Below are 20,998 nucleotides of genomic sequence, written 5' to 3' on the forward strand. Positions count from 1 at the left end.
TGACGCGGCTGTTTTTGCCGCAGCAAGTTCAAGGTATGGACATGACGGTCATCGACAATCACGAGGTAGTTGGCATGGAAGGCGCACCGCGACTTTCCGAGGCCTCTGCGCGCGATTATTTCGAGCTCCTGAAGCCGCGCGTCATGTCTCTCGTCGTCTTCACCGCATTCGCCGGGCTCGTCCTTGCCCCCGGTCATATCAATCCGTTCATCGGCTTCACCGCCATTCTCTGCATCGCCATCGGAGCCGGCGCTTCCGGTGCGCTGAACATGTGGTACGACGCGGATATCGACGCGGTGATGAGCCGCACGGCCAAGCGTCCGATTCCGGCCGGCAAGATTTTGCCGCAGGAGGCGCTCGCCTTCGGGCTGACCCTGTCGGCATTCTCGGTGATCATCCTTGGGCTCGCCGTCCACTGGCTCGCAGCCGGGTTGCTCGCCTTCACGATCTTCTTTTACGTGGCCATCTATACGATGTGGCTGAAGCGCTCGACGCCGCAGAACATCGTCATCGGCGGAGCCGCCGGGGCCTTCCCCCCGATGATAGGCTGGGCCTGCGTGACCGGCGGCGTGTCGGTCGAGAGCATCGTACTCTTCCTCATCATCTTTCTCTGGACGCCGGCGCATTTCTGGGCCCTGGCTCTCTTCAAGATGGGCGATTACGGCGCGGTCGGCGTGCCGATGATGCCGAATGTCTGCGGCCAGGCGACGACCAAGCGGCAGATCGTCATCTATGCCGTGCTCACCGCGATCAGCGGCGTCTGTCCCACCTTGCTCGGCTTCGCGAGCCTGGGCTATGGAGCCTTTGCCACGGCCATGGGGCTCGGCTTCGTCTGGTATTCGCTGGGTGTGCTGCGCATGCCCGAAGGCGACAAGCGCATGGTACCGGCGAAGAAGCTCTTCGCATTCTCGATCGCCTATCTTTTCGCGATATTCTCGGCGCTTCTGGTCGATTACGCGATCGCCCGGATCTGGCTTGGAGGTATTGTCTGATGGAAACCGTCGAACTCAACGAGGCTCAGAAGAAGTCTCGCCGCGGCCGCAACATCGCGCTCGGTATCGTGCTGGCGGCCCTGGTCGCGATTTTCTACGTCGTCACGCTGGTCAAGGTCGGCGGCGGCATGGTGAATTGAAGGCGTTGCGCATGGCGGATAATGGACAGGCAGATCGGAAAGAACGCTCGAACGGCGTGATCGTCGGCACGTGCCTTGCATTTGTGGCCGGCATGATCGGCATGGCCTATGCGGCCGTTCCGCTCTACGACATGTTCTGCCGCGTCACGGGCTATAACGGCACGACGCAGCGGGTCGAGCAGGCATCCGACCTGATCCTCGACGAGAAGATCAAGGTTACGTTCGACGCCAATGTCGCTGCCGGACTGCCTTGGGAGTTCGTCCCGGTTCAACGGGATATCGACGTCAGGATCGGCGAGACGGTGCAGATCATGTACCGTGCGAAGAACTTGGCTTCCACGCCGACGACGGGTCAGGCGACCTTCAACGTAACGCCGATGGCAGCCGGTGCCTATTTCAACAAGGTGCAATGCTTCTGCTTCACGGAGACGACGCTTCAGCCGGGCGAGGAAATGGAGATGCCGGTCGTCTTCTTCGTCGATCCGGAGATCGTCAAGCCGGTCGAGACGAAGGGCATCAAGACTTTGACGCTGTCCTACACCTTCTATCCGCGCGAGCCCTCCAAGCCGGTCGCGCAAGTGAAGGCGAAGGCAGAAAACCAACTTTGACATGCGCGCCGTTTCGGCTATGCCGGACGGCGACAAGAGAGGACTATCGGGGGTTATCGACATGGCCGGAGCGCATCAGAAGCAACACGACTATCACATCATCGACCCGAGCCCGTGGCCGCTGCTTGCCTCCATCGGAGCCTTCATCATGGCCTTCGGCGGCGTCGGCTACATGCGCTATCTCTCCGGCGGCTCGTTCAAGTTGTTCGGACTTGAGTTCGCCAACCCGTGGGTCTTCTTCATCGGTCTGGCGCTGATCCTTTATACCATGTTCGGCTGGTGGTCGGACACCATCAAGGAAGCGCATGAGGGCCACCATACCCGCGTCGTGTCGCTGCACCTGCGCTACGGCATGATCATGTTCATCGCTTCCGAGGTGATGTTCTTCGCTGCCTGGTTCTGGGCATTCTTCGACGCCAGCCTCTTTCCCGGTGAAGCGATCCAGGCCGCGCGCGCCGAATTCACCGGCGGCGTCTGGCCGCCCAAGGGCATCGAGGTCCTCGATCCCTGGCACCTGCCGCTCTACAACACCATCATCCTGCTGCTCTCCGGCACGACGGCGACCTGGGCGCACCATGCGCTGCTGCACAACGACCGCAAGGGCCTCGTCTACGGCCTGACGCTCACGGTCCTGCTCGGCGTTCTCTTCTCCTACGTGCAGGGCTACGAATATGCGCACGCGCCGTTCGCGTTCAAGGATTCGATCTACGGTGCGACCTTCTTCATGGCGACCGGCTTCCACGGTTTCCACGTGTTGGTCGGCACGATCTTCCTGCTCGTCTGCCTGCTGCGCGCCCTGCGGGGCGACTTCACGCCGAAGCACCACTTCGGCTTCGAAGCGGCGGCCTGGTACTGGCATTTCGTCGACGTCGTCTGGCTGTTCCTCTTCTTCTCCATCTACATCTGGGGTGGCTGGGGCGCGCCGATCGCCCACGGCTGATGCCGTTTTTGCTTTGCTGATGACGGGGCGGCCGAGAGGTCGCCCCGTTTCGTTTGAACATAGGGTATTTCGGTCGGCCGGCGTTTTTGACGCAGATGTTCGATTGGACGAATGGCTGCATTGCCGTTACCAATGCCGAGATGGACGAAATCCGGGACATGGTTCCCGACAATACCGCGATCGTGACCACGCCATGAACAAAGACAAGGCGCTCTACCCGCCCGTCGATCCCGTGATGACGGGAATCAAGGGTCTTTGCCCCCGCTGTGGCCAGGGAAAGCTCTTCGACGGACTGCTGAAGGTTCGGCCGGCTTGCAGCAGTTGCGAGCTCGATTATGTTTTCGCGGACTCCGGCGACGGCCCGGTCGTCTTCGTCATCCTGATCGTCGGTTTCGTCGTCGTCGGCGCGGCGCTCTGGATGGAGATCAACGTCAACCCGCCGCTCTGGCTGCATTTCCTCCTGTGGATTCCGCTTGCAACCATCTTGAGCCTGGCGCTGACGCGCCTGCTGAAGGGCGTGCTCATCAATCTGCAATACCGAAACAATGCACGCCCGGGTGAAATCGACCGTGGTTGACGAGCGCATGCCGGCCCCGCACAGCCGCGCCGGCCGTCTGGCGGGCGTTGTCCTGGTGCTCGCCGCTTTCGCCGTGCTCGTGTCGCTCGGTACCTGGCAGATGCAACGGCTGCATTGGAAGGAGGCGCTGATCGGTGCAATTGCCGAGCGGCGTTCGGCGCCGGCCGTCTCGCTCGACAAGATCGAGGCCATGGCCGCGGCCGGCGAAGACATCGACTACCGGACGGTGCATGTGTCCGGCGTGTACGACCACGGCAAGGAGCGCCATTTCTTCGCCACCCATGAAGGCCGTACCGGCTTCTACGTCTTCACGCCTCTCATGCTGGCCGATGGCCGGGCGATTTTCGTGAACCGCGGCTTCGTCCCCTTCGAAAAGAAGGACGCCTCCACGCGGGCCGAAGGGCAGATCGCCGGAAGTGTGGCGATCGACGGCCTGGCGCGGCCGACGCTTTCCGGAAAGCCGTCGTCGCTGGTACCGGACAACGACGCCGCCAAGAACATCTTCTACTGGAAGGATCTCGATGCGATGGCGGACTCTGCCGGCATCGCATCCGATCGCGTCGTTTCCTTCTTTATCGATGCCGATGCATCGGAAAATCCCGGCGGCCTTCCGATCGGCGGCGTGACCCAGTTCGATCTGCCGAACAATCACCTGCAATATGCGCTGACCTGGTACGGCCTTGCAGCCGCCCTCGTCGCCGTCAGCGGCATCTACGTCTATCGGCGCAGGCGGTAGGACGCGCCGGTTCTTCCTTGTGTGCCCGGTCGTTGCCGCTATATATGGCGCATGCCGACATCTGGTTTGTTCGTTCCACTGGCGTTTTCATGATGGCCTCATCCGCAGCAGCAAAAACCCCGATCACCATCCGCCTCTGCGGGCCGCGTGGCTTCTGCGCGGGCGTCGACCGGGCGATCCAGATCGTGGTGCTCGCGCTCAAGGAGTTCGGCGCGCCGGTCTATGTCCGCCATGAGATCGTGCATAACCGTTACGTCGTGGAGGGGCTCGAAGCCAAGGGGGCGATTTTCGTCGAGGAGCTCGACGAGATCCCGCCCGAGCACCGCGAGCAGCCCGTGGTCTTCTCCGCCCATGGAGTGCCCAAATCCGTTCCGGCCGATGCGGACGCGCGCAATCTCTTCTATCTCGACGCCACCTGTCCGCTCGTCTCGAAGGTGCACAAGCAGGCGATGCGCCATCATCGCATGGGACGCCACGTCGTGCTGATCGGCCATGCCGGACATCCGGAGGTTATCGGCACCATGGGACAATTGCCGGAGGGGGCGGTCTCCCTCGTCGAGACCGTCGAGGATGCCGAGGTCTATATGCCGCCGGACCCGGACAATCTCGGCTTCGTCACGCAGACGACGCTCTCGGTCGACGACACCGCCGGCGTCATCAAACGGCTGCATGAGCGCTTTCCGAACCTGACGGCGCCTGCGGCCGATTCGATCTGCTATGCCACCACGAACCGGCAGGAAGCGGTGAAGCAGGCGGCGCCCGGCTGCGACCTTTTCCTGGTCGTCGGCGCACCCAACTCATCGAACTCGAAGCGCCTCGTCGAAGTTGCGTTGAGGGCGGGGGCGAAGAAAGCCGTTCTCGTCCAGCGCGCCTCCGAAATCGACTGGGCGACGGTGGGGGATATCTCGATGGTCGGGTTGTCGGCGGGTGCTTCCGCACCGGAGGTGATCGTCAACGAGATCATCGAAGCGTTCCGCGAGCGCTACGATGCCACGGTCGAGCTTGCCGACACGGTGGAGGAAAACGAGCACTTTCTCGTCAACCGCGAGCTCCGGCACGTCGAACTCACGGGGGCCGACATGGCCTTCGTCAACGGCGAGTAGCTCGGCCAGAGCATGTCGATGTTTCAAGGAAACACTGAAATGCTCCCCATTTGAACCAACGCACTTCCGGACGGAAAACCGTTACACGCTTTCCCTGGAAGTGCTCTAGCCGCTTAATATCTCGCAATTCGCATCTCTGGAAAGTAACGCGCCTTGGCAGTTTATACCGATATCACGGAAGACGAGCTGATCCGTTTCCTCGCCGCCTACGAGGTTGGATCGCTGACCTCCTACAAGGGGATCGCCGAAGGCGTGGAGAATTCGAACTTCCTTCTCCACACGACCGAGGGGGCATATATCCTCACGCTTTACGAGAAGCGGGTAAACGCCGACGATCTGCCGTTTTTCCTGGGCCTCATGCATCACCTCGCCCAGCGGGGGCTTTCCTGCCCGCTGCCCCTTCCACGCGCCGACGGCAAGCTTCTCGGAACGCTCTCCGGAAGACCTGCGGCCGTGATCTCGTTTCTGGAAGGCATGTGGCTGAGGAAGCCCGAGGCGCAGCACTGCCGCGAAGTCGGCCGGGCGCTCGCATCGATGCACCAGGCGGGCGAGGGCTTTGCCCTGCAGCGCCCCAACGCGCTCTCCGTCGAAGGCTGGCGACCGCTATGGCGGAACTCCGAAGCGCGTGCCGACGAGGTTCAAGCCGGCCTCAAGGACGAGATCGCGACGGAGCTCGCCTTTCTCGAGGAGCATTGGCCGAAGGATCTGCCGGAAGGCGTGATCCACGCTGATCTCTTCCCGGACAACGTGTTTTTCCTCGGCGATCGCCTTTCCGGCCTTATAGATTTCTACTTCGCCTGCAACGACTTCCTCGCCTACGACGTCGCCATCTGCCTGAACTCCTGGTGCTTCGAGAAGGATGGCTCCTACAACATCACCAAGGGCATGGCGCTGCTTTCCGGCTATGAGAGCGTGCGGAGATTGACGGCGGAAGAAGTAGAGGCGCTGCCGCTGCTTGCGCGCGGATCCGCACTCCGCTTCTTCCTGACGCGCCTCTATGACTGGCTGACGACGCCGCCGGGCGCGCTTGTGGTCAAGAAAGATCCGCTCGAATATCTGACGAAGATCCGATTCCACCGCGCCATCGTCTCGAGCGCCGAATACGGCCTCAGACGCGAAGAGGCGTCGGCATGAAGCACGTCGACATCTTTACCGACGGTGCGTGCTCGGGAAATCCGGGACCGGGCGGTTGGGGCGCGGTCCTGCGCTACGGCGACGTGGAGAAGGAATTGTCCGGCGGGGAGGCGGAGACGACGAACAACCGCATGGAGCTTCTTGCGGCGATCTCTGCCCTCAACGCGCTCAGGCAGCCCTGCGAGGTCGATCTCCATACCGACAGCAAATATGTCATGGACGGGATCTCCAAATGGATACACGGCTGGAAGCGCAACGGCTGGAAAACCGGCGACCGGAAGCCGGTAAAGAACGGCGAATTATGGCAGGCGCTCGATGAGGCGAGGAATCGTCACAACGTGACTTGGCACTGGGTGAAGGGCCACGCCGGTCACCCGGAGAACGAACGCGCCGACGAACTCGCCCGCAAGGGCATGGAACCGTTCAAGAGAGCGCGTCGCGCCGACGCGGTGAAGTGAATTCGAATGGGATATAATGCGAGGCTGTGATTCACTTGCGGCTGCCCCTCTTCCTAGGGCTCGACCCGGACTAGTCCAGCCCTCTCTTCCCCGCAGGCGGGGAAGCGGGACCTTCGGGGAATGCCGCTTGTCCCTTCGCCCCGCGTGCGGGGAGAAGGTGGCCGGCAGGCAGAATGAGGGGCAAATGCTTGCAGTCCGCCTTCAGAATCAGAGCAGCTCAAGCATCGCGGCCGCACCGGAAGCGGTCGCCTGTCCCGGGCTTTCCTCGACGTTCAGCGCCTTGACGACGCCGTCTTCGACCAGCATCGAATAGCGTTTCGAGCGGATGCCGAGCGTGCCGGCCGAAAGATCGATCTCCATCCCGATCGCCTTGGTAAAGGCGGCATTCCAGTCCGAGAGGAAATGGATCTTGCCCATGCCGCCGGAGTGGGTCGCCCAGGCGCCCATCACATGCAGGTCGTTGACCGCGACCACGGCGATATCGTCGATTCCGCGCGCAAGAATGGCGTCGCGATTTTCCAGATAGCCGGGCAGATGGTTGAGCGAGCAGGTCGGGGTAAAAGCACCCGGCACCGCGAAAAGAACCACGCGTTTGCCCTTGAAGAGCTGCTCTGTCGTTACCTCGACCGGGCCGTCTGCGGTCTTCTCCTTGAAGGTGGCGTTGGGCAGCTTGTCTCCGACGGCAATGGTCACTGGTATCTCCTCGTTTCTATGCAGTAGCGGTGTTTCGCAGGACTATAGGATCGGCTCAATCAAAGGCAAGCGTCGTTTCCATGCTGCGGCTGCCCGCGCGCAGGGTGAGCGTGATCGGCTTTCCCGCGACGTTCTTGTCCTTGCCGGAGAGCTTAACCGGAACGTCGGCCCGGCGCTCGGCGCCCTGCGCATCGTGAAAAACCGGCGCGCCGAAAAAGACGCCGGACGGCCCGGCGAGAAAGAGATCGGCTGGCCCGGCAGCCGCATCCGGCGGCACAACGAACTCAAGCCGCAGCATGCCCGCGGACGCATCGAATTTCGAGGTGACCACCCTGAAGTTCTCGGATGGCTGTTCCGGTAGCGCGGAAAGCGCCTTCTCGATGCGCGCACCGTCGAGCGGATTGTCGAATTCGCCGCTTTTGAGCGCAAGGGTCACATCGCCCTGCACGGGGATGCAGATATCTTCGCAGATGCCGAGGAAGACGGAGGCGCGGATGGTGACGTCGCCGCCGTTGCCGGTCTTCCTGAGGATCAGCGGGAAAGCCACCGGCGCGTCATATCCGGTGTAGCGCCCGGGTCCTTCGCCGAACGTCTTCGGCACTGGAAAGCGGATCGACCGCAGCGAGACGCCGCCGGAGGGATCGAGGGTCACTTGTGGTGGTATGCCGCTTGCGCCGGGATCGCGCCAATAGGTCTTCCAGCCGGGGTTCAGTCGAACTTCGAGAATGGCGGGAATGATACCACCCGGGTTCGGGTGCGAAGCGACAATGCGGAAAGCGCCGCCGGGCGAGGTCACCCATTCGCTGGCGGCTCCATAGGACTGGGCAGGCAGAAAAAAAGCGAGGAGAAGGCTTGCCGTGGCGATGCGCTGGGCCATCTTCATTGGGGTCGAGCGTCGGGTCATGGCCAAGCTGTATCGCGTTTCGCGCTTGGTCTCCAGCGGTCCCGATATGCCGCTGCGATCATAATTGCTTGATCGGCAAGACGAGAGCATGGACCGGGTGTCGCTTGCGTGGGCGCAAATATCGGCGAACGCCACGTAGAAGCGCTTTTCATTTCGTCGCGAATTGATAGGCTATCATCATCATGGCGAAAAACGTGCTGAATACGATACGCGAACGTGGCTTCCTTGACGGTCAATTCCTGATCGCCATGCCCGGCATGTTCGACACCAATTTCGCCCGGACGGTCATCTTCGTCTGCGCCCATTCGGAAGACGGGGCGATGGGTTTCATCCTGAATCGTCCGCAGCGCCTGACCTTCCCGGATGTTCTGCTGCACCTGCAGCTGCTGGACCCGGATGAGGCCATCCGCCTGCCGTCGGCTACGCGCGAGTTCCAGATCCAGGCCGGAGGGCCCGTCGAGACCGGGCGCGGCTTCGTGCTGCATTCGGACGATTATCTCAGCGACTCCAGCATTCCCGTCAGTGACGACATTTGCCTGACGGCGACGCTCGATATCGTCAGGGCGATCTCGCGCGGCGAGGGACCTCTCAAGGCCACCATGCTGCTCGGCTATGCGGGATGGGGCCCAGGCCAGCTGGAGGCCGAAATCACCCAGAACGGCTGGCTGACCTGCCCTGCGCAGGAGGAGCTGATCTTCAGCCGGGACCTCGACGAGAAGTACGACAGAGCGCTGGCCCTGATGGGTGTCAGCCCGGCGATGCTCTCGACGGACTCAGGCCACGCTTGATTGCCCCCGGCCGCCTGCCGTCACCTTCTCCCCGCAGGCGGGGCGAAGCGGCAAGCGGCGGTCGCTCGATCATCTCTCAAATCGGTGGCTGTAGCAGGAGGAGCGTGCCGCTTGTCCCTTCCCCAATGGGCCAGGGGGCAGATGCCCTCATGCCCGCTTCATCAGCGGAAATCGCTCCTTCAGGAGCCTCAGGATCGATTCCGATCCCACCGGCGGACCGAACAGGAAGCTCTGACCGTAGTCGCAGCCCATCTGCGCGAGCTGGATCGCATCCTCCTCGGATTCGATTCCCTCCGCGACCACCCGCATGTCGAGCTCGCGCGCCATCGTGATCACCGAGCGCAGGATGACCGCGCGCTTGTCGCTTGGATCGCGGACCAGCGCCTTGTCGATCTTGATCGTGTCGAACGGGAAGCGGGTGAGATAGGAGAGCGACGAGTGGCCGGTGCCGAAATCGTCGAGCGCCAGCCGCAGCCCGGCTTCGCGGAGCTTTTCAAGCACGAGCCTAGCCTGCTCGGGGTTCTCCATGACAAGCGATTCCGTCAGTTCCATTTTGATCTGCGCCGGATCGCAGCGGCTCTTGCTGAGAATCGCGCGCATGTCGTCATAGAGTTCGTTGTTCAGAAGCTGCGCGCTCGACAGGTTGATCGAGATGAAGATCGGCAGGTCGCCGGTCTGCGCCTGCCACTCGGCAAGATCGCTCGTGGCCTTGTCGAAGGCGAACAGACCCAGCTGGTTTATCAGGTCGGAATTCTCCGCGATGGGGATGAATTCAGTCGGCGAGATATTTCCGCGCTTCGGATGGTCCCAGCGCATGAGCGCTTCGAAGCCGGCGATTTCGGCATCGCTGAGGCGGACGATGGGCTGGTATACGAGGGAAAGCTCCTTGCGTTCCATGGCGCGTTTCAGGTCGGCTTCGAGCTGTAGGCGGTCCGAGCCGGAGGTCCGGAAAGCCGGACGGAACGGTTCGACCCGGTTGCCGCCCGCCTTCTTGGCGCGGAACATCGCAAGCTCGGCATCGTCGAGCAGTCCAGCAGCGCTCTGCTCCTGATCGAGCCATGAGACGAGGCCGATCGAAGCGGTCAGGTTGATCTCCCGATTTCCGTAGTTGAGCGGTACCATGATCGCCTTGCTGACCGCATCGGCGAAGTCGGCGATCTTGGGCGGATCGCGTTCGGACATGAGGATCAAACCGAACTGGTCGCCACCGAGACGCGCGAGCGTGTCCTGCGGGCGCAGAAGCCTGCGCAGGCGGCGCGTCAGCGCGATGAGGACGTTGTCGCCGGCGGCGATCCCGAGCATGTCGTTGACCTGCTTGTAGCGGTCGATGTCGATGGCAAGCACGGTCGGGCGTATCGAGTTGCTGCCGTCGCCCATCAGGAGGATCGCCTGCAGGCGATCGAGAAAGACCTGTCTGTTCGGCAGGCCGGTCAGATTGTCCAGAAGCGCGTTGTGCAGGAGCCGCTCGACCGAATTGCGCTGTTCGGTGATGTCGTTGATGGTTCCGACGCATCGGATGATTTCGCCATTGGCGCCGAGCACCGGGCGCGCCCGGATCGAGAGCCAATGATAATGGCCATCCTCGGCGCGCACGCGGAATTCATGGTTGAGCCGCCCGCGGCGATGCTCGAGCAGGACGTCGAGCGTTGCGCGGAAACGGTCGCGGTCGTCGGGGTGCAGCCGCGGCACCCAATTGCGCACCGGCCCATTCATCGTTCCGAGCGAAAGCCCGAGTTGGTGCGAGATATCGGGAATGGTAACGACCCGGTCGCGCGCCACGTCCCAGTCCCAGACGGTGTCGCCTGATCCCGTGAGTGCCAGCGCCTGGCGCTCGAGATCGGAGAACAGGCCGAGCTGATAGGCCCCGCCGGAAAAGGCGTGCTGCATGACGGTGAAGCCGATCAGAAGCACGATGAGTACGAGGCCACCACCGAGTGCCGGCTGCACAATGTCATTGGCGAGTTGACCGGTCACCGCGAGCCAAGCGCCGAACAGCCATACAAGGATCAACAGCCAGGCGGGAACGAGAAGGATCGCGCGGTCATAACGGTTGAAGCCCAGATAGGCGATCAGCACGATGCCGACGGTTGCCGTCAGCGCGAAGGACAGGCGGGCGATGCCGGAGGCGATCGCCGGATCGTAGACGGCGACGCCGAAGAGCAGCCCGAGGCCGAGAATCCATGCGAGCGTCGCGTAGCCGAGATGCTGATGCCAGCGATTGAGATTGAGATAGGTGAACAGGAAGACCACGAGACCGGCCGCGAGGAACACCTCCGTGCCCGCTCGCCATATGCGCTCGTCGTCGGCAGTCACGGTGATGAGCTTCGAAAGGAAGCCGAAATCGACGCAGATATAGGCAAGCACGGCCCAGGCGAGCGCGGCGGTGGCCGGCAGCATAGACGTGCCCTTGACGACGAAAAGGATCGTCAGGAACACCGCGAGCAGCCCGGCGATGCCGAGCACGATACCGCGATACAGGGTGAAGGCGTTGACGGTATCCTTGTAGGCGTCCGGCTGCCAAAGATAGATCTGTGGTAGCTCCGGCGTGGTGAGTTCGGCAACGAAAGTGATGACCGCACCCGGATTGAGCGTGATCCGGAAGACATCCGCTTCTTCGCTCGGTTGCCGGTCCAGCGCAAAACCCTCGCTCGGCGTGATCGAGAGTATTCGCTGCGAGCCGAGGTCGGGCCAGAAGAGCTTCGAATTCACGAGCCGGAAATGCGGTGCGACGATAACGCGTTCGAGCTGCTCTTCCGAAACATTTGCGAGCGCGAATACGGCCCAGTCGCCCTGGTGGTTTTCCGTGCTGGAACGCACTTCGATGCGTCTGACGATGCCGTCCGTGCCGGGAGCGGTCGAAACCTGAAAGGCATCGCCTCTGCCGCTGTAGATCTCCGTCGTGGCGGTAAGGTCGAGCGCCGTGTCCTCGCGCGAGATCTTCACCGGCTCGAGCGCATGCGCAACGCCGCCGCCAAGACCAAGGGCGAAAACGACGAATGCGACCAGAAACGCCGCCAGCCTTGCGGCTGGCCATGCGAGCGGCTTACGGGTCAGGGGCATCAAAGGGGCAAATTCCTGTTGGGTACGGCATCGACGGAGAGGAGCGAAAACATCAAATGGTCCCGCCACTGCCCGTTTATCTTCAAATACTGTCTCAAATAGCCTTCACGCTCAAAGCCGGCCTTTTCAAGGAGCCGGATGCTCCGAGCGTTTTCTGGAATACAGGCTGCTTCGATACGGTGCAACTCGAGCCCCGTGAAGATGTAGGGGATCGTCAGCTTCAAGGCCTCGTACATATGGCCCTGTCCGGCATATTTCTGGCCCATCCAGTAGCCGATCATGCAGTTCTGCGCAGCACCGCGGCGGATATGACCGATGGTGAGACCGCCAAGCAGCGTTTCGTCCGGCCTGTGGAAGAGGAAGAGCGGTACGGCCTGACCGGACGCGAATTCCTGCTCGTTGCGATTGACGCGGCTGCGAAAGGCGCCTTCGGTCATTTCGTCGGCGCGCCAGGTAGGCTCCCACGGCTCCAGGAAGGCGCGGCTTTCGCTGCGCAACCGATACCATTGCCGGTAGTCGGCGTAGCGGGGGAGGCGGAGCAGGTAATGCTGGCTGGCAATCTCGACCGTATCCGGCTGCCGCGAAAGGAACCGAAAAACCGATCTTGTCATCTATGCCTCCAGGCCAATACCGCGTCGGCGCCGCCGCAGTTCGGTCGAACCGAATGCATGTCGCCCGAACAATATGCGGCGGTTGGGACGACCTGCACGAGAACAATGCCCTAATGCGCGTCGGATGAGTCCGATCGAACGCGACGCGCTTCAGGGCACTGTCTCAATGCGAAACGTTGCACAAGTTTACGCCCAAATCGAATCCGATTTTAAGAATTGTACAAGGAAAACGAGGACGTTGAAGGAAGGCATGCGACCGGCAACGACCGGTCAGCTCGCCGCAGCATGGATAGCGTCCGCCTTAGCGGTCAGCGAGGCCAATATGTCGTTCAGGGGAGCGAGCTGCCCGAGCGGCCCGATGGCCGACAACGTCGGAACCGTGTCGAAGAACAGGCGGCCGGCCAGGTCGGTCAGGCGCTCGATGGTGATGCCCGACAGGCGTTCCATCAGTTCCTCATTAGGAATGGGCCGGCCGTACAGCATCATCTGCCGTGCGATTTGTCCCGCACGCGCGGCCGGGCTTTCCTGGCCCATCAGCAATTGCGCCCGGATCTGTGCGCGGGCACGCTCGATCTCCTGCTGATCGATGCTCAAGGACGACTTGCGCAATTCATCGACGATCACCGGCATCAATTCCGGCAGGTTTTCTCCGCCCGTTGCCGCATGCACGCCGAAGATGCCGGTATCGGAAAAGCCCCAATGGAAGGCGTAGACCGAATAACAGAGGCCTCTATGTTCGCGCACTTCCTGGAACAGGCGGGAAGACATGCCTCCGCCGAGGATGTTGGCAAGGATCTGCGAACAATAGAAATCACGCGCGTGATAGGCCTTGCCTTCGAAGCCGAGCAGAACCTGCGCGTCCATCAGGTCGCGGCTCTCGCGGCTGTCGCCGCCGGTGTAGCGCGCGGTCTCGATGACGGGAGCGCAAACGGGTTCGGCGGGCAGGGAGGCGAAACGCTCCTCCACCTGGCGCACGATGGTGTCGTGATCCACGGCGCCGGCGGCAACGATGAAGGTGCGGTCGGTCGTATAGTTGCGGCCGAGATACTGCCGGATCTGATCCGCGCTGAAGGACATCACCGTTTCCGGCGTGCCGAGAATCGGCCTGCCGACCGTCTGGCCGCGATAGGCGGTCTCGGCAAAGCGATCGAAGACGACGTCGTCCGGCGTGTCGTCCGCCGCGCCGATCTCCTGCAGGATGACCTGCTTCTCGCGACGGAGCTCGTCCGCCTCGAAGGTCGATTCCGTCAGAATGTCGGCGAGGATATCGACCGCCAGCGGCAGATGGTCCTTGAGTACGCGTGCATAGTAGGAAGTCGTTTCCGTCGAAGTTGCGGCGTTGACCTCGCCGCCCACATTCTCGATTTCCTCGGCGATCTGGCGGGCGCTGCGCCGCCTCGTGCCCTTGAAAGCCATGTGCTCCAGGAGATGCGCAATTCCGTGTTCATTCACGGTTTCGTTGCGCGAACCGGACTTGATCCAGACTCCGAGCGCCACGCTTTCCAGATGCGGCATTCGCTCGGTAACCACCGTCAGCCCGGAAGGGAGCCGGGTGCACTCAACTTTCATCATCCGTGATCTTTCGCTCTATTCCCGAACGCGGGTACGCTCGCCGATGAAGGTTTCGACGCTCTTGAGCTCCGGATCCAGGATGTCGAAACGCTCCGCCCTAGTCATGAGATCAGCAAGCCACGTCGGAAGCGCGGGGTCAATACCACTTGCCGATTTTACTGCGGCGGGGAATTTTGCCGGATGGGCAGTCGCAAGGGTGACCATCGGGGCGGAGTTCTTCTCGTGCTTGGCTGCCACAAAAACCCCGATTGCCGTATGCGGATCAAGGAGATAGCCGGTTTCGTCGAAGGTCTTGCGGATCGTCTTCGCCACATCTTTCTCCGAGGCGCGGCCCGCGCGAAATTCCTTGCGGATTTTTTTCAGCGCTGCGTCGCCGAGCGTGAACGAGCCGGATTGCCTGAGGCTCGCCATGGCTGCGCGGACTTCCGCCGGATCGCGCTCGTTCGCCTCGAAGATGAGCCTTTCGAAGTTCGACGAGATCTGGATGTCCATCGAAGGCGAGGTCGTCGCCTTGACATCGCGCATCTCGTAGCGGCCGTTCTTCAGGGTGCGCGCCAAAATGTCGTTTTCGTTGGTGGCGATGATCAGCTTGTCGATCGGCAGACCCATGCGTTTGGCGACGTAGCCTGCGAAAATATCGCCGAAATTGCCGGTCGGCACGGTGAAGGAGATCTTCCGGTCGGGCGCGCCGAGAGCGACCGCCGTCGTAAAGTAGTAGACGATCTGAGCCATGATACGCGCCCAGTTGATCGAATTGACGCCGGAAAGCTTCACGCGGTCGCGGAAGGCCTGGTCGTTGAACATGGCTTTGACCAGGTTCTGGCAATCGTCGAAATTGCCCTTCACGGCGACCGCGTGCACGTTCGATGCCGTGGACGTGGTCATCTGTCTTTGCTGCACGGGCGACACTTTGCCCTGCGGAAAGAGGATGAAGATATCGGTGCGATCGCGGCCGGCGAAGGCGTCGATCGCGGCGCCGCCGGTATCGCCGGAAGTCGCTCCCACGATCGTCGCCCGCTCACCCCGTTCGGCAAGGACATAGTCCATCAGCCGGGCGAGCAACTGCATGGCGACGTCCTTGAAGGCGAGCGTCGAACCGTGAAAGAGCTCCATCACGAAAGCGTTTGGTCCGGTCTGGACGAGGGGTGCTACCGCCGGATGACGGAAAGTGGCGTAGGCCTCGTCGATCATCTCGCGGAACTTGGCCGCCGGGATTTCGCCATTGGTGAAGGGTTCGAGAACGGTGAAGGCGATCTCCTGATAGGATTTGCCGCGCAGCGCCCGGATCTCTTTTTTCGAGAGCGCCGGCCATTCCTTCGGCAGGTAAAGTCCGCCGTCGCGGGCAAGTCCCGCCAGAAGAGCATCGCAAAAACCGAGAGAGGCCGCTTCTCCCCGTGTCGAAATATACTTCACCATCGTCATCCTTCGTCGTTTGCGCGTCTGAATGAGACGCGCGGCGCTGCAGGCGCTTTTGCGTCAGTCCCTGGCAAATCGCGCGGCCATTCTTGTCACCGTGGCAATTTCACGTCGGTTTCGGAATTTTCGGTTGGGGAGCGTGGACCGGTCGATTTTTGATTTCGCCGCTGATATAGACGATGCCCGAAGGTCAAGAAAGGCCTCCAGCCGTTTTCGGCCCTGAGCTCGAGTTGACCCGAGGCGGTCTCGAGCTCTCGCCCGTTGAAGCCGGCCGCGGCGAGTTTGGCTTTGTTATAAGCCGAAATCATCGCGGTTTGGGAGTTCGTCCGTTCAGTAGAGGTTGTGCAACGTGTCTGGCAAAGTATTTCGCCGTGTTCTCGCAGTATCCCTTCTTTTGGCCGCTGCCGGCTGTAACAAGACGCAATCGGGCGGCGCCATCGACGCCGGCGGAAGCGCGACGGCGCCGACGCCTGCGGTGATCCAGGCGGCCTGCCCGCCGATCAGCCTCCGCGACGGTACCTCCTCCTACCGCACCTATGCAAAGGGTGCCAAGGACGATCCGAGCAAGATCGTCTATCAGGCCTCGCTTGCCGACACGACGCGCCAATGCGTGCAGAGCCCGGACAAGCTGACGATGACGGTCGTGGTGCAGGGTCGCGTGGTCGCCGGTCCCGCCGGCGGGCCGGGCAGGGTGACGCTGCCGATCCGCGTCGCCGCCACGGATGGCGAGAAGACGCTTTATTCGGAGCTCACGCAATATCCGGTCGAAGTGCCGGCGGGCAGCGCCACCACCCAGTTCGTTTTCACCAAGGCCGATGTGACGCTTCCTGCCGGCGCCGGCGCCGAAGCGAAGGTCTTCGTAGGATTTGACGAAGGGCCGTACAGGACCAAGTAACGGGGCGGTTCGAGGGTAGGCTTGCCCCTCACCCTAACCCTCTCCCCGCAAGCGGGGCGAGGGGACGAGAACAAGGGCAGCCGCGCATTCCCTTCGCCCCGCTTGCGGGGAGAAGGTGGCCGGCAGGCCGGATGAGGGGCAAATCCCGCAGAACTCAGCCCATTCCTCAAAAAAACGCCGGGTCAGTTCACAGTGACCCGGCGTTCGTATTTCTCGTTCAGCGGCCGCTTACTCGACCGCGACGCTCTGGCCGCCTTCCCACTTGTAAAGCGAGAAGCTTGGCGAGGTGAGATCGCCGCTTTCGCCGTAGGTCAGCTTGCCGATGACCGTGTCGATCGCGTCGCCGGATTTGATGGCGGTGGCAACGGCAGTCGCGTCGTCGGGCGAGCCCGCCTTCTCGATGCCCGCCTTGAGAACCTGCACGGCGGCATAGGCGTTGAGCGTGAAGGCTTCCGCGGGGATGTTCTTGGCCTTGAGGGCCTCGATCACCGGGGCGGCGGCGGGGTTGCGGGTGGCGTCGCTGGCATTGGTGTAGACGGTGCCCGATGCGGCTTCGCCGCCGATTGCCCAGAACTCGGTGTTGGAAAGACCGTCGCCGCCGAGGAGCTGCGCCTTCACGCCCTGGTCATGCATCTGGCGAGCGAGCAGCCCGCCCTCCGCGTGATAGCCGCCGAAATAGACGACGTCGACGTTCTCGGACTTGAGGCGGGTGACGATCGCCCCGAAGTCCTTCTCGCCGGGCGTCAGGCCCTCATAGACCACCTCGGTGATGCCGCCTGCGTTGATCGCAGCCTTGAAGCCGTCGGCAAGACCCTTGCCATAGGCTCCCTTGTCGTGAAGCACCGCAACGCGCTTGTCCTTGAAGTTCTTGACGACGTAGTCGGCGGCGACGACGGCCTGCTGATCGTCGCGTCCGCAGGTGCGCAGAACGTTCCACAGGCCGCGGGTGGTCAGGTCCGGGGTCGTTGCCGTCGGCGTGACCATCAGGATACCGTTTTCCGCCAGCACGTCGGATGCCGGCATCGAGGTGCCGGAAAGCACCGGTCCGACCACGTATTTTATGCCTTCGCCCGCCAGCTGGTTGGCGACCGAGACGGCCTGCTTGGGTTCGCCCGCGTCGTCGACGATCTTGACGACAAGTTTCTCGCCATTGACGCCGCCGGCGCTGTTGATCGCTTCGACCGCCGCTTCGGCGCCGTTCTTGACCTGCTCGCCGAAGGCCGCAACGGGACCGGTGAGCGGCGTGATGACTCCGATGGTGATGTCGGCATGGGCGAGCGGCGCAAACGCGACGCTGGCCGCCAGGGCCATTCCGGTCAATCGTGAAAGACGCATTGTGTTTCCTCCTTGGAAAATTCCCCCTTCTGGGGGTTTGCTTGATATGCCCGCGCGCAGTCTGAAAATCGGCCGATTCTCGGAGGAAGTCCATGCGGCTTCAATGCGGCATGGAGTCTTCGCCCGCCCTAAGCCGTCCCCCTAAGCACTCCCCCCTAAGCCGTCATGGACTCCGACCATTCCGCGAGCGCGGCGATTACTCCGGGAAGCGCCGCCATTCGCGAGATGACCGTTTCGGCACCGGCTTCCGTCAGCTTGTCCGCATGGGCTGCGAACGTATGTGAACCGCCGGTAAAACCGACGACGCGCATGCCCGCCGCGCGGGCGCCATGAATGCCGTGAACCGAGTCTTCGATGACAAGAACGCGTGCCGGATCGACGCCGAACTGGGCGGCCCCATGCAGGAAGATGTCCGGCTTCGGCTTGACGCGATCCGGCCCGAGATCGCGCGCGGAATAGATGTGCTTGCCGAAATGATCCTTGATTCCGACCTTGCCGAGCATCATCGCAAGCCGTTTGGAAGTGGAGTTGGAGCAGATGCAATGCGGAAGCGTCAGTTGCATGAGTGCCGGCCGCACGCCTTCGATGATCTTGACGTCGCGGGCAAGCCGCATGTCGAGAATGGCATCGACCTTGTCGATCAGCGAGGCGGAGAGCGGAATGCTTGCTTCCTTCTCGACCGCCAGCAATGTGTCGCGCCAGGTCATGCCGGAAAAGCGTTCGGACATTTCCTCGATGCTGATCGGATAGCCCGCTTCCGTCAGCAGTCCGGCCTCGACTTCCGAAGCGATGATTTCCGAGTCGACGAGCACGCCGTCGCAGTCGAAGATGATGAGGTCGATACCGGTCATAAATCGGTTCCTTGGGAGAAAGGCGCCGCCGGCAGGGGAGGAGCTGAAAAGCGGCGCGGGAAACGGTGTCCGCAGCTTTATACGATGGCGGATCAAAGCTCAACCTGGGCAGGAGATGGAGAACCGGCGATTGTGGCCGATTCAACTCACAATCGCTGCAGCCGACGGTGCAAATCGTCGTGATCACCGCGGGAAGAGCTCCAGAAAGGCCTTCTCGCCTGGCGCCGTAAAGCGAACCGCCCGGCTGCTCTGCTCCCGTTTCGCCCAGCCCTTGTCGATGAAGAGCGTCAGCAACGCTTCCCCGAGCGAGCCGGCGAGATGCGACCGCCGCTCGCTCCAGTCGAGGCAGGTGCGGCAGATCGGCCGCCGGGATTTCCTGAGCGCGGCGTAGTCGATCCCGAGCGACTCGATGCGGACACGCCCGGCATCGGTCAGGGCCAGATCGTCGTCGCCCGTCATTTCGATCTGCCGGGCGGCGATCAGGCTGTCCAGCATGCGCACGCCGTAATCGCCGGCAAGATGGTTGTAGCAGACGCGTGCCTTGCGCAGTGCCGGGTCCTTCGGTCCGGGCCGCGAGCGCGTCAGGCCGCGCCCGGCGGCAAAACCCATGAGGCTTTCGAGCATGAGGCCAACCTCGTCCTCGCTCAGCGCGTAATAGCGGTGCCGGCCCTGCTTGCGCTGTGTCAGCAAGCCGCCCGCCTCCAGCTTGGCGAGGTGCGAACTGGCGGTCTGCAGCGTGATGCCGGCCTGGGCTGCGAGCTCCGTCGGCGTCAGCGCCTGGCCGCCCATCAGAGCGGTCAGCATGTTCGCGCGTGCAGGATCGCCGATCAACGAGCCGATAAGAGCTATGTCCGGACCTTCCTTCATACTTCGATGGTAGTCGAAGTATCGCGGGCCGGCAAGTCCCGGACGGCGCCGCCTGGACGACGGCCCCTGCAGCGACGCAGATTTTTCCGGCGCCTTCAGGCTTTGGTAACCATCTTCGGTAACCATAAGCCTATCGTCAGTCCGAGTAAGCGTATTTGCGAGTTGCCAATGTCATCAGTTGTTTCGCTTGCCGAAATCTCCCGTGCCGCCCGTCCGTTGAACTGGCTGGACAGCATCATCAAGGGAGATTGCGTGGCCGCGCTGAACGCGCTTCCCGATCATTCGGTCGATGTCGTCTTCGCCGACCCGCCCTATAATCTTCAGCTCGGCGGCACGTTGCACCGGCCCGATCAGTCGCTGGTCGATGCAGTGGACGACGATTGGGACCAGTTTGCCTCCTTCGAAGCCTATGACGCTTTCACCCGCGCCTGGCTGCTTGCCTGCCGGCGTGTCCTGAAGCCCACCGGCACGCTCTGGGTCATCGGCTCCTACCACAATATCTTCCGGGTCGGCGCGATCCTTCAGGACCTGCACTTCTGGGTCTTGAACGATATCATCTGGCGCAAGACCAATCCGATGCCGAACTTCAAGGGCCGCCGCTTCCAGAACGCGCATGAAACGCTGATCTGGGCGACGCCGAACGCCAAAGCCAAGGGGTATACCTTCAACTACGAAGCGATGAAGGCGGCGAACGACGACGTTCAGATGCGCTCCGATTGGCTGTTCCCCATCTGCTCCGGTTCCGAGCGGCTGAAGGGAGACGACGGTAAGAAGGTACACCCGACACAAAAGCCGGAAGCGCTGCTTGCCCGCATTCTGATGGCCTCGACCAAGCCCGGCGACGTCGTGCTCGACCCGTTCTTCGGCTCCGGCACCACCGGGGCGGTCGCCAAGCGCCTCGGCCGGCACTTCGTCGGCATCGAGCGCGAGCAGGACTATATCGACGCCGCCGCCGAACGTATCGCGGCCGTGGAGCCGCTCGGCAAGGCCACGCTCTCGGTCATGACCGGCAAGAAGGCGGAGCCGCGCGTCGCCTTCAACACTCTGGTGGAAAGCGGGCTCATCAAGCCCGGCACGGTTCTGACGGATGCGAAGCGCCGCTACAGCGCGATCGTTCGCGCCGACGGCACGCTTGCGTCCGGCGGCGAGGCCGGATCCATTCATCGCCTCGGCGCGAAAGTGCAGGGCCTCGACGCCTGCAACGGCTGGACCTTCTGGCACTTCGAGGAGGGAAGCGTGTTGAAACCGATCGACGCGCTCAGATCCGTCATTCGAAACGACCTGGCAAAACTGAACTGATCAACCAGTTCCGCCTGGG

22 protein-coding genes are annotated in these 20,998 nt (G+C 62.4%); 13 read left to right on the forward strand and 9 right to left on the reverse strand.

The features are described from left to right. The first annotated feature begins 41 nt into the window (after positions 1 to 41). From AC6CIG_RS09545 to rnhA, 10 genes are all read left to right on the forward strand, one after another. Positions 42 to 992, forward strand: a complete 951-nt coding sequence (locus tag AC6CIG_RS09545; RefSeq protein WP_437408402.1) for a heme o synthase — start codon at positions 42 to 44, stop codon at positions 990 to 992. Next, complete coding sequence (locus AC6CIG_RS09550) at positions 992 to 1,132, forward strand: cytochrome c oxidase system small membrane protein (protein ID WP_010968907.1); 141 nt, start codon at positions 992 to 994, stop codon at positions 1,130 to 1,132. The genes AC6CIG_RS09545 and AC6CIG_RS09550 overlap by 1 nt, the downstream gene beginning before the upstream one ends. 11 nt (positions 1,133 to 1,143) lie before the next feature. Continuing rightward, positions 1,144 to 1,740: a cytochrome c oxidase assembly protein gene (locus AC6CIG_RS09555; protein WP_127711677.1), complete on the forward strand. Its 597-nt coding sequence runs from the start codon at positions 1,144 to 1,146 to the stop codon at positions 1,738 to 1,740. Between the two features lie 61 nt (positions 1,741 to 1,801). Continuing rightward, positions 1,802 to 2,680 carry a cytochrome c oxidase subunit 3 gene (locus AC6CIG_RS09560; protein WP_026168551.1) on the forward strand — a complete coding sequence of 293 codons (879 nt, stop codon included), beginning with the start codon at positions 1,802 to 1,804 and terminating at the stop codon, positions 2,678 to 2,680. A 95-nt stretch (positions 2,681 to 2,775) separates the two neighbouring features. Continuing rightward, positions 2,776 to 2,877 carry a L,D-transpeptidase gene (locus tag AC6CIG_RS09565; RefSeq protein WP_234819171.1) on the forward strand — a complete coding sequence of 34 codons (102 nt, stop codon included), beginning with the start codon at positions 2,776 to 2,778 and terminating at the stop codon, positions 2,875 to 2,877. Next, entirely contained in the window at positions 2,874 to 3,257 is a 384-nt protein-coding gene (locus AC6CIG_RS09570) for a DUF983 domain-containing protein (RefSeq protein WP_437408348.1), read from the forward strand. The genes AC6CIG_RS09565 and AC6CIG_RS09570 overlap by 4 nt, the downstream gene beginning before the upstream one ends. Continuing rightward, a complete protein-coding gene (locus AC6CIG_RS09575) occupies positions 3,226 to 3,993 on the forward strand; it encodes an SURF1 family protein (RefSeq protein WP_437408349.1) in 768 nt (255 codons plus the stop codon). Before AC6CIG_RS09570 ends, AC6CIG_RS09575 begins: the two co-directional genes overlap by 32 nt. A 92-nt stretch (positions 3,994 to 4,085) precedes the next feature. Then, complete coding sequence (gene ispH, locus AC6CIG_RS09580; protein WP_437408350.1) at positions 4,086 to 5,096, forward strand: 4-hydroxy-3-methylbut-2-enyl diphosphate reductase; 1,011 nt, start codon at positions 4,086 to 4,088, stop codon at positions 5,094 to 5,096. A 153-nt stretch (positions 5,097 to 5,249) separates the two neighbouring features. Continuing rightward, positions 5,250 to 6,230: a homoserine kinase gene (locus AC6CIG_RS09585; protein WP_379938893.1), complete on the forward strand. Its 981-nt coding sequence runs from the start codon at positions 5,250 to 5,252 to the stop codon at positions 6,228 to 6,230. Continuing rightward, entirely contained in the window at positions 6,227 to 6,688 is a 462-nt protein-coding gene (gene rnhA, locus AC6CIG_RS09590; protein WP_018094452.1) for a ribonuclease HI, read from the forward strand. Before AC6CIG_RS09585 ends, rnhA begins: the two co-directional genes overlap by 4 nt. A 207-nt stretch (positions 6,689 to 6,895) precedes the next feature. Here rnhA and AC6CIG_RS09595 read toward each other — a convergent pair whose 3' ends face one another. Continuing rightward, positions 6,896 to 7,381: a peroxiredoxin gene (locus tag AC6CIG_RS09595; RefSeq protein ID WP_437408351.1), complete on the reverse strand. Its 486-nt coding sequence runs from the start codon at positions 7,379 to 7,381 to the stop codon at positions 6,896 to 6,898. A gap of 55 nt (positions 7,382 to 7,436) precedes the next feature. Beyond that, positions 7,437 to 8,264 carry a protein-disulfide reductase DsbD domain-containing protein gene (locus tag AC6CIG_RS09600; RefSeq protein ID WP_437408403.1) on the reverse strand — a complete coding sequence of 276 codons (828 nt, stop codon included), beginning with the start codon at positions 8,262 to 8,264 and terminating at the stop codon, positions 7,437 to 7,439. Between the two features lie 203 nt (positions 8,265 to 8,467). Between AC6CIG_RS09600 and AC6CIG_RS09605 the strand changes: the two genes are divergently transcribed. Next, the gene (locus AC6CIG_RS09605; RefSeq protein ID WP_018094455.1) at positions 8,468 to 9,073 is read left to right on the forward strand and encodes a YqgE/AlgH family protein; all 606 of its coding nucleotides are present in this window, start codon (positions 8,468 to 8,470) and stop codon (positions 9,071 to 9,073) included. A gap of 147 nt (positions 9,074 to 9,220) precedes the next feature. Here the strand turns inward: AC6CIG_RS09605 and AC6CIG_RS09610 are convergent, their stop codons facing one another. The 4 genes from AC6CIG_RS09610 to thrC all read right to left on the reverse strand — a co-directional run bounded on the left by AC6CIG_RS09610 (position 9,221) and on the right by thrC (position 15,732). Then, positions 9,221 to 12,133, reverse strand: coding sequence for a sensor domain-containing phosphodiesterase (locus tag AC6CIG_RS09610; protein WP_100674571.1), 2,913 nt, complete (start codon positions 12,131 to 12,133; stop codon positions 9,221 to 9,223). Then, a complete protein-coding gene (locus AC6CIG_RS09615; protein WP_437408352.1) occupies positions 12,133 to 12,744 on the reverse strand; it encodes a GNAT family N-acetyltransferase in 612 nt (203 codons plus the stop codon). Before AC6CIG_RS09615 ends, AC6CIG_RS09610 begins: the two co-directional genes overlap by 1 nt. 270 nt (positions 12,745 to 13,014) lie before the next feature. After that, positions 13,015 to 14,316 (reverse strand): M16 family metallopeptidase, encoded by a 1,302-nt coding sequence (locus AC6CIG_RS09620; RefSeq protein ID WP_018094458.1) that lies wholly within the window; start codon positions 14,314 to 14,316, stop codon positions 13,015 to 13,017. Between the two features lie 15 nt (positions 14,317 to 14,331). Next, on the reverse strand, positions 14,332 to 15,732 hold the full coding sequence (gene thrC, locus AC6CIG_RS09625) for a threonine synthase (protein WP_018094459.1): 1,401 nt from the start codon (positions 15,730 to 15,732) through the stop codon (positions 14,332 to 14,334). Between the two features lie 349 nt (positions 15,733 to 16,081). Here thrC and AC6CIG_RS09630 point away from each other — a divergent pair, with 349 nt between their 5' ends. Further along, positions 16,082 to 16,627: a hypothetical protein gene (locus AC6CIG_RS09630; RefSeq protein WP_026168553.1), complete on the forward strand. Its 546-nt coding sequence runs from the start codon at positions 16,082 to 16,084 to the stop codon at positions 16,625 to 16,627. Positions 16,628 to 16,855: 228 nt separating this feature from the next. Here AC6CIG_RS09630 and AC6CIG_RS09635 read toward each other — a convergent pair whose 3' ends face one another. From AC6CIG_RS09635 to AC6CIG_RS09645, 3 genes are all read right to left on the reverse strand, one after another. Continuing rightward, complete coding sequence (locus AC6CIG_RS09635; RefSeq protein ID WP_018094462.1) at positions 16,856 to 17,962, reverse strand: branched-chain amino acid ABC transporter substrate-binding protein; 1,107 nt, start codon at positions 17,960 to 17,962, stop codon at positions 16,856 to 16,858. Positions 17,963 to 18,117: 155 nt separating this feature from the next. Then, positions 18,118 to 18,813: an HAD family hydrolase gene (locus tag AC6CIG_RS09640; RefSeq protein ID WP_100674567.1), complete on the reverse strand. Its 696-nt coding sequence runs from the start codon at positions 18,811 to 18,813 to the stop codon at positions 18,118 to 18,120. A 183-nt stretch (positions 18,814 to 18,996) separates the two neighbouring features. After that, a complete protein-coding gene (locus AC6CIG_RS09645; protein ID WP_437408404.1) occupies positions 18,997 to 19,680 on the reverse strand; it encodes an ArsR/SmtB family transcription factor in 684 nt (227 codons plus the stop codon). A 168-nt stretch (positions 19,681 to 19,848) separates the two neighbouring features. On the opposite strand from AC6CIG_RS09645, the gene AC6CIG_RS09650 reads away from it, so the two are divergent. Then, entirely contained in the window at positions 19,849 to 20,979 is a 1,131-nt protein-coding gene (locus tag AC6CIG_RS09650) for a site-specific DNA-methyltransferase (RefSeq protein ID WP_018094465.1), read from the forward strand. Positions 20,980 to 20,998: the final 19 nt, after the last annotated feature.

Source organism: Sinorhizobium sp. GQ132, from assembly GCF_059758575.1.

What these genes read in the sequence shown, in the direction of transcription:
- AC6CIG_RS09645 (WP_437408404.1), bottom strand. Translation starts at nt 19,680, where the DNA reads ATGAAGGAAGGTCCGGACATAGCTCTTATCGGCTCGTTGATCGGCGAT.
- AC6CIG_RS09620 (WP_018094458.1), bottom strand. Translation starts at nt 14,316, where the DNA reads ATGATGAAAGTTGAGTGCACCCGGCTCCCTTCCGGGCTGACGGTGGTT.
- AC6CIG_RS09615 (WP_437408352.1), bottom strand. Translation starts at nt 12,744, where the DNA reads ATGACAAGATCGGTTTTTCGGTTCCTTTCGCGGCAGCCGGATACGGTC.
- AC6CIG_RS09565 (WP_234819171.1), top strand. Translation starts at nt 2,776, where the DNA reads ATGTTCGATTGGACGAATGGCTGCATTGCCGTTACCAATGCCGAGATG.
- AC6CIG_RS09550 (WP_010968907.1), top strand. Translation starts at nt 992, where the DNA reads ATGGAAACCGTCGAACTCAACGAGGCTCAGAAGAAGTCTCGCCGCGGC.
- AC6CIG_RS09640 (WP_100674567.1), bottom strand. Translation starts at nt 18,813, where the DNA reads ATGACCGGTATCGACCTCATCATCTTCGACTGCGACGGCGTGCTCGTC.
- AC6CIG_RS09570 (WP_437408348.1), top strand. Translation starts at nt 2,874, where the DNA reads ATGAACAAAGACAAGGCGCTCTACCCGCCCGTCGATCCCGTGATGACG.
- AC6CIG_RS09575 (WP_437408349.1), top strand. Translation starts at nt 3,226, where the DNA reads ATGCACGCCCGGGTGAAATCGACCGTGGTTGACGAGCGCATGCCGGCC.
- AC6CIG_RS09605 (WP_018094455.1), top strand. Translation starts at nt 8,468, where the DNA reads ATGGCGAAAAACGTGCTGAATACGATACGCGAACGTGGCTTCCTTGAC.
- AC6CIG_RS09635 (WP_018094462.1), bottom strand. Translation starts at nt 17,962, where the DNA reads ATGCGTCTTTCACGATTGACCGGAATGGCCCTGGCGGCCAGCGTCGCG.
- AC6CIG_RS09545 (WP_437408402.1), top strand. Translation starts at nt 42, where the DNA reads ATGACGGTCATCGACAATCACGAGGTAGTTGGCATGGAAGGCGCACCG.
- ispH (WP_437408350.1), top strand. Translation starts at nt 4,086, where the DNA reads ATGGCCTCATCCGCAGCAGCAAAAACCCCGATCACCATCCGCCTCTGC.
- AC6CIG_RS09610 (WP_100674571.1), bottom strand. Translation starts at nt 12,133, where the DNA reads ATGCCCCTGACCCGTAAGCCGCTCGCATGGCCAGCCGCAAGGCTGGCG.
- AC6CIG_RS09555 (WP_127711677.1), top strand. Translation starts at nt 1,144, where the DNA reads ATGGCGGATAATGGACAGGCAGATCGGAAAGAACGCTCGAACGGCGTG.
- AC6CIG_RS09560 (WP_026168551.1), top strand. Translation starts at nt 1,802, where the DNA reads ATGGCCGGAGCGCATCAGAAGCAACACGACTATCACATCATCGACCCG.
- thrC (WP_018094459.1), bottom strand. Translation starts at nt 15,732, where the DNA reads ATGGTGAAGTATATTTCGACACGGGGAGAAGCGGCCTCTCTCGGTTTT.
- AC6CIG_RS09650 (WP_018094465.1), top strand. Translation starts at nt 19,849, where the DNA reads ATGTCATCAGTTGTTTCGCTTGCCGAAATCTCCCGTGCCGCCCGTCCG.
- rnhA (WP_018094452.1), top strand. Translation starts at nt 6,227, where the DNA reads ATGAAGCACGTCGACATCTTTACCGACGGTGCGTGCTCGGGAAATCCG.
- AC6CIG_RS09600 (WP_437408403.1), bottom strand. Translation starts at nt 8,264, where the DNA reads ATGAAGATGGCCCAGCGCATCGCCACGGCAAGCCTTCTCCTCGCTTTT.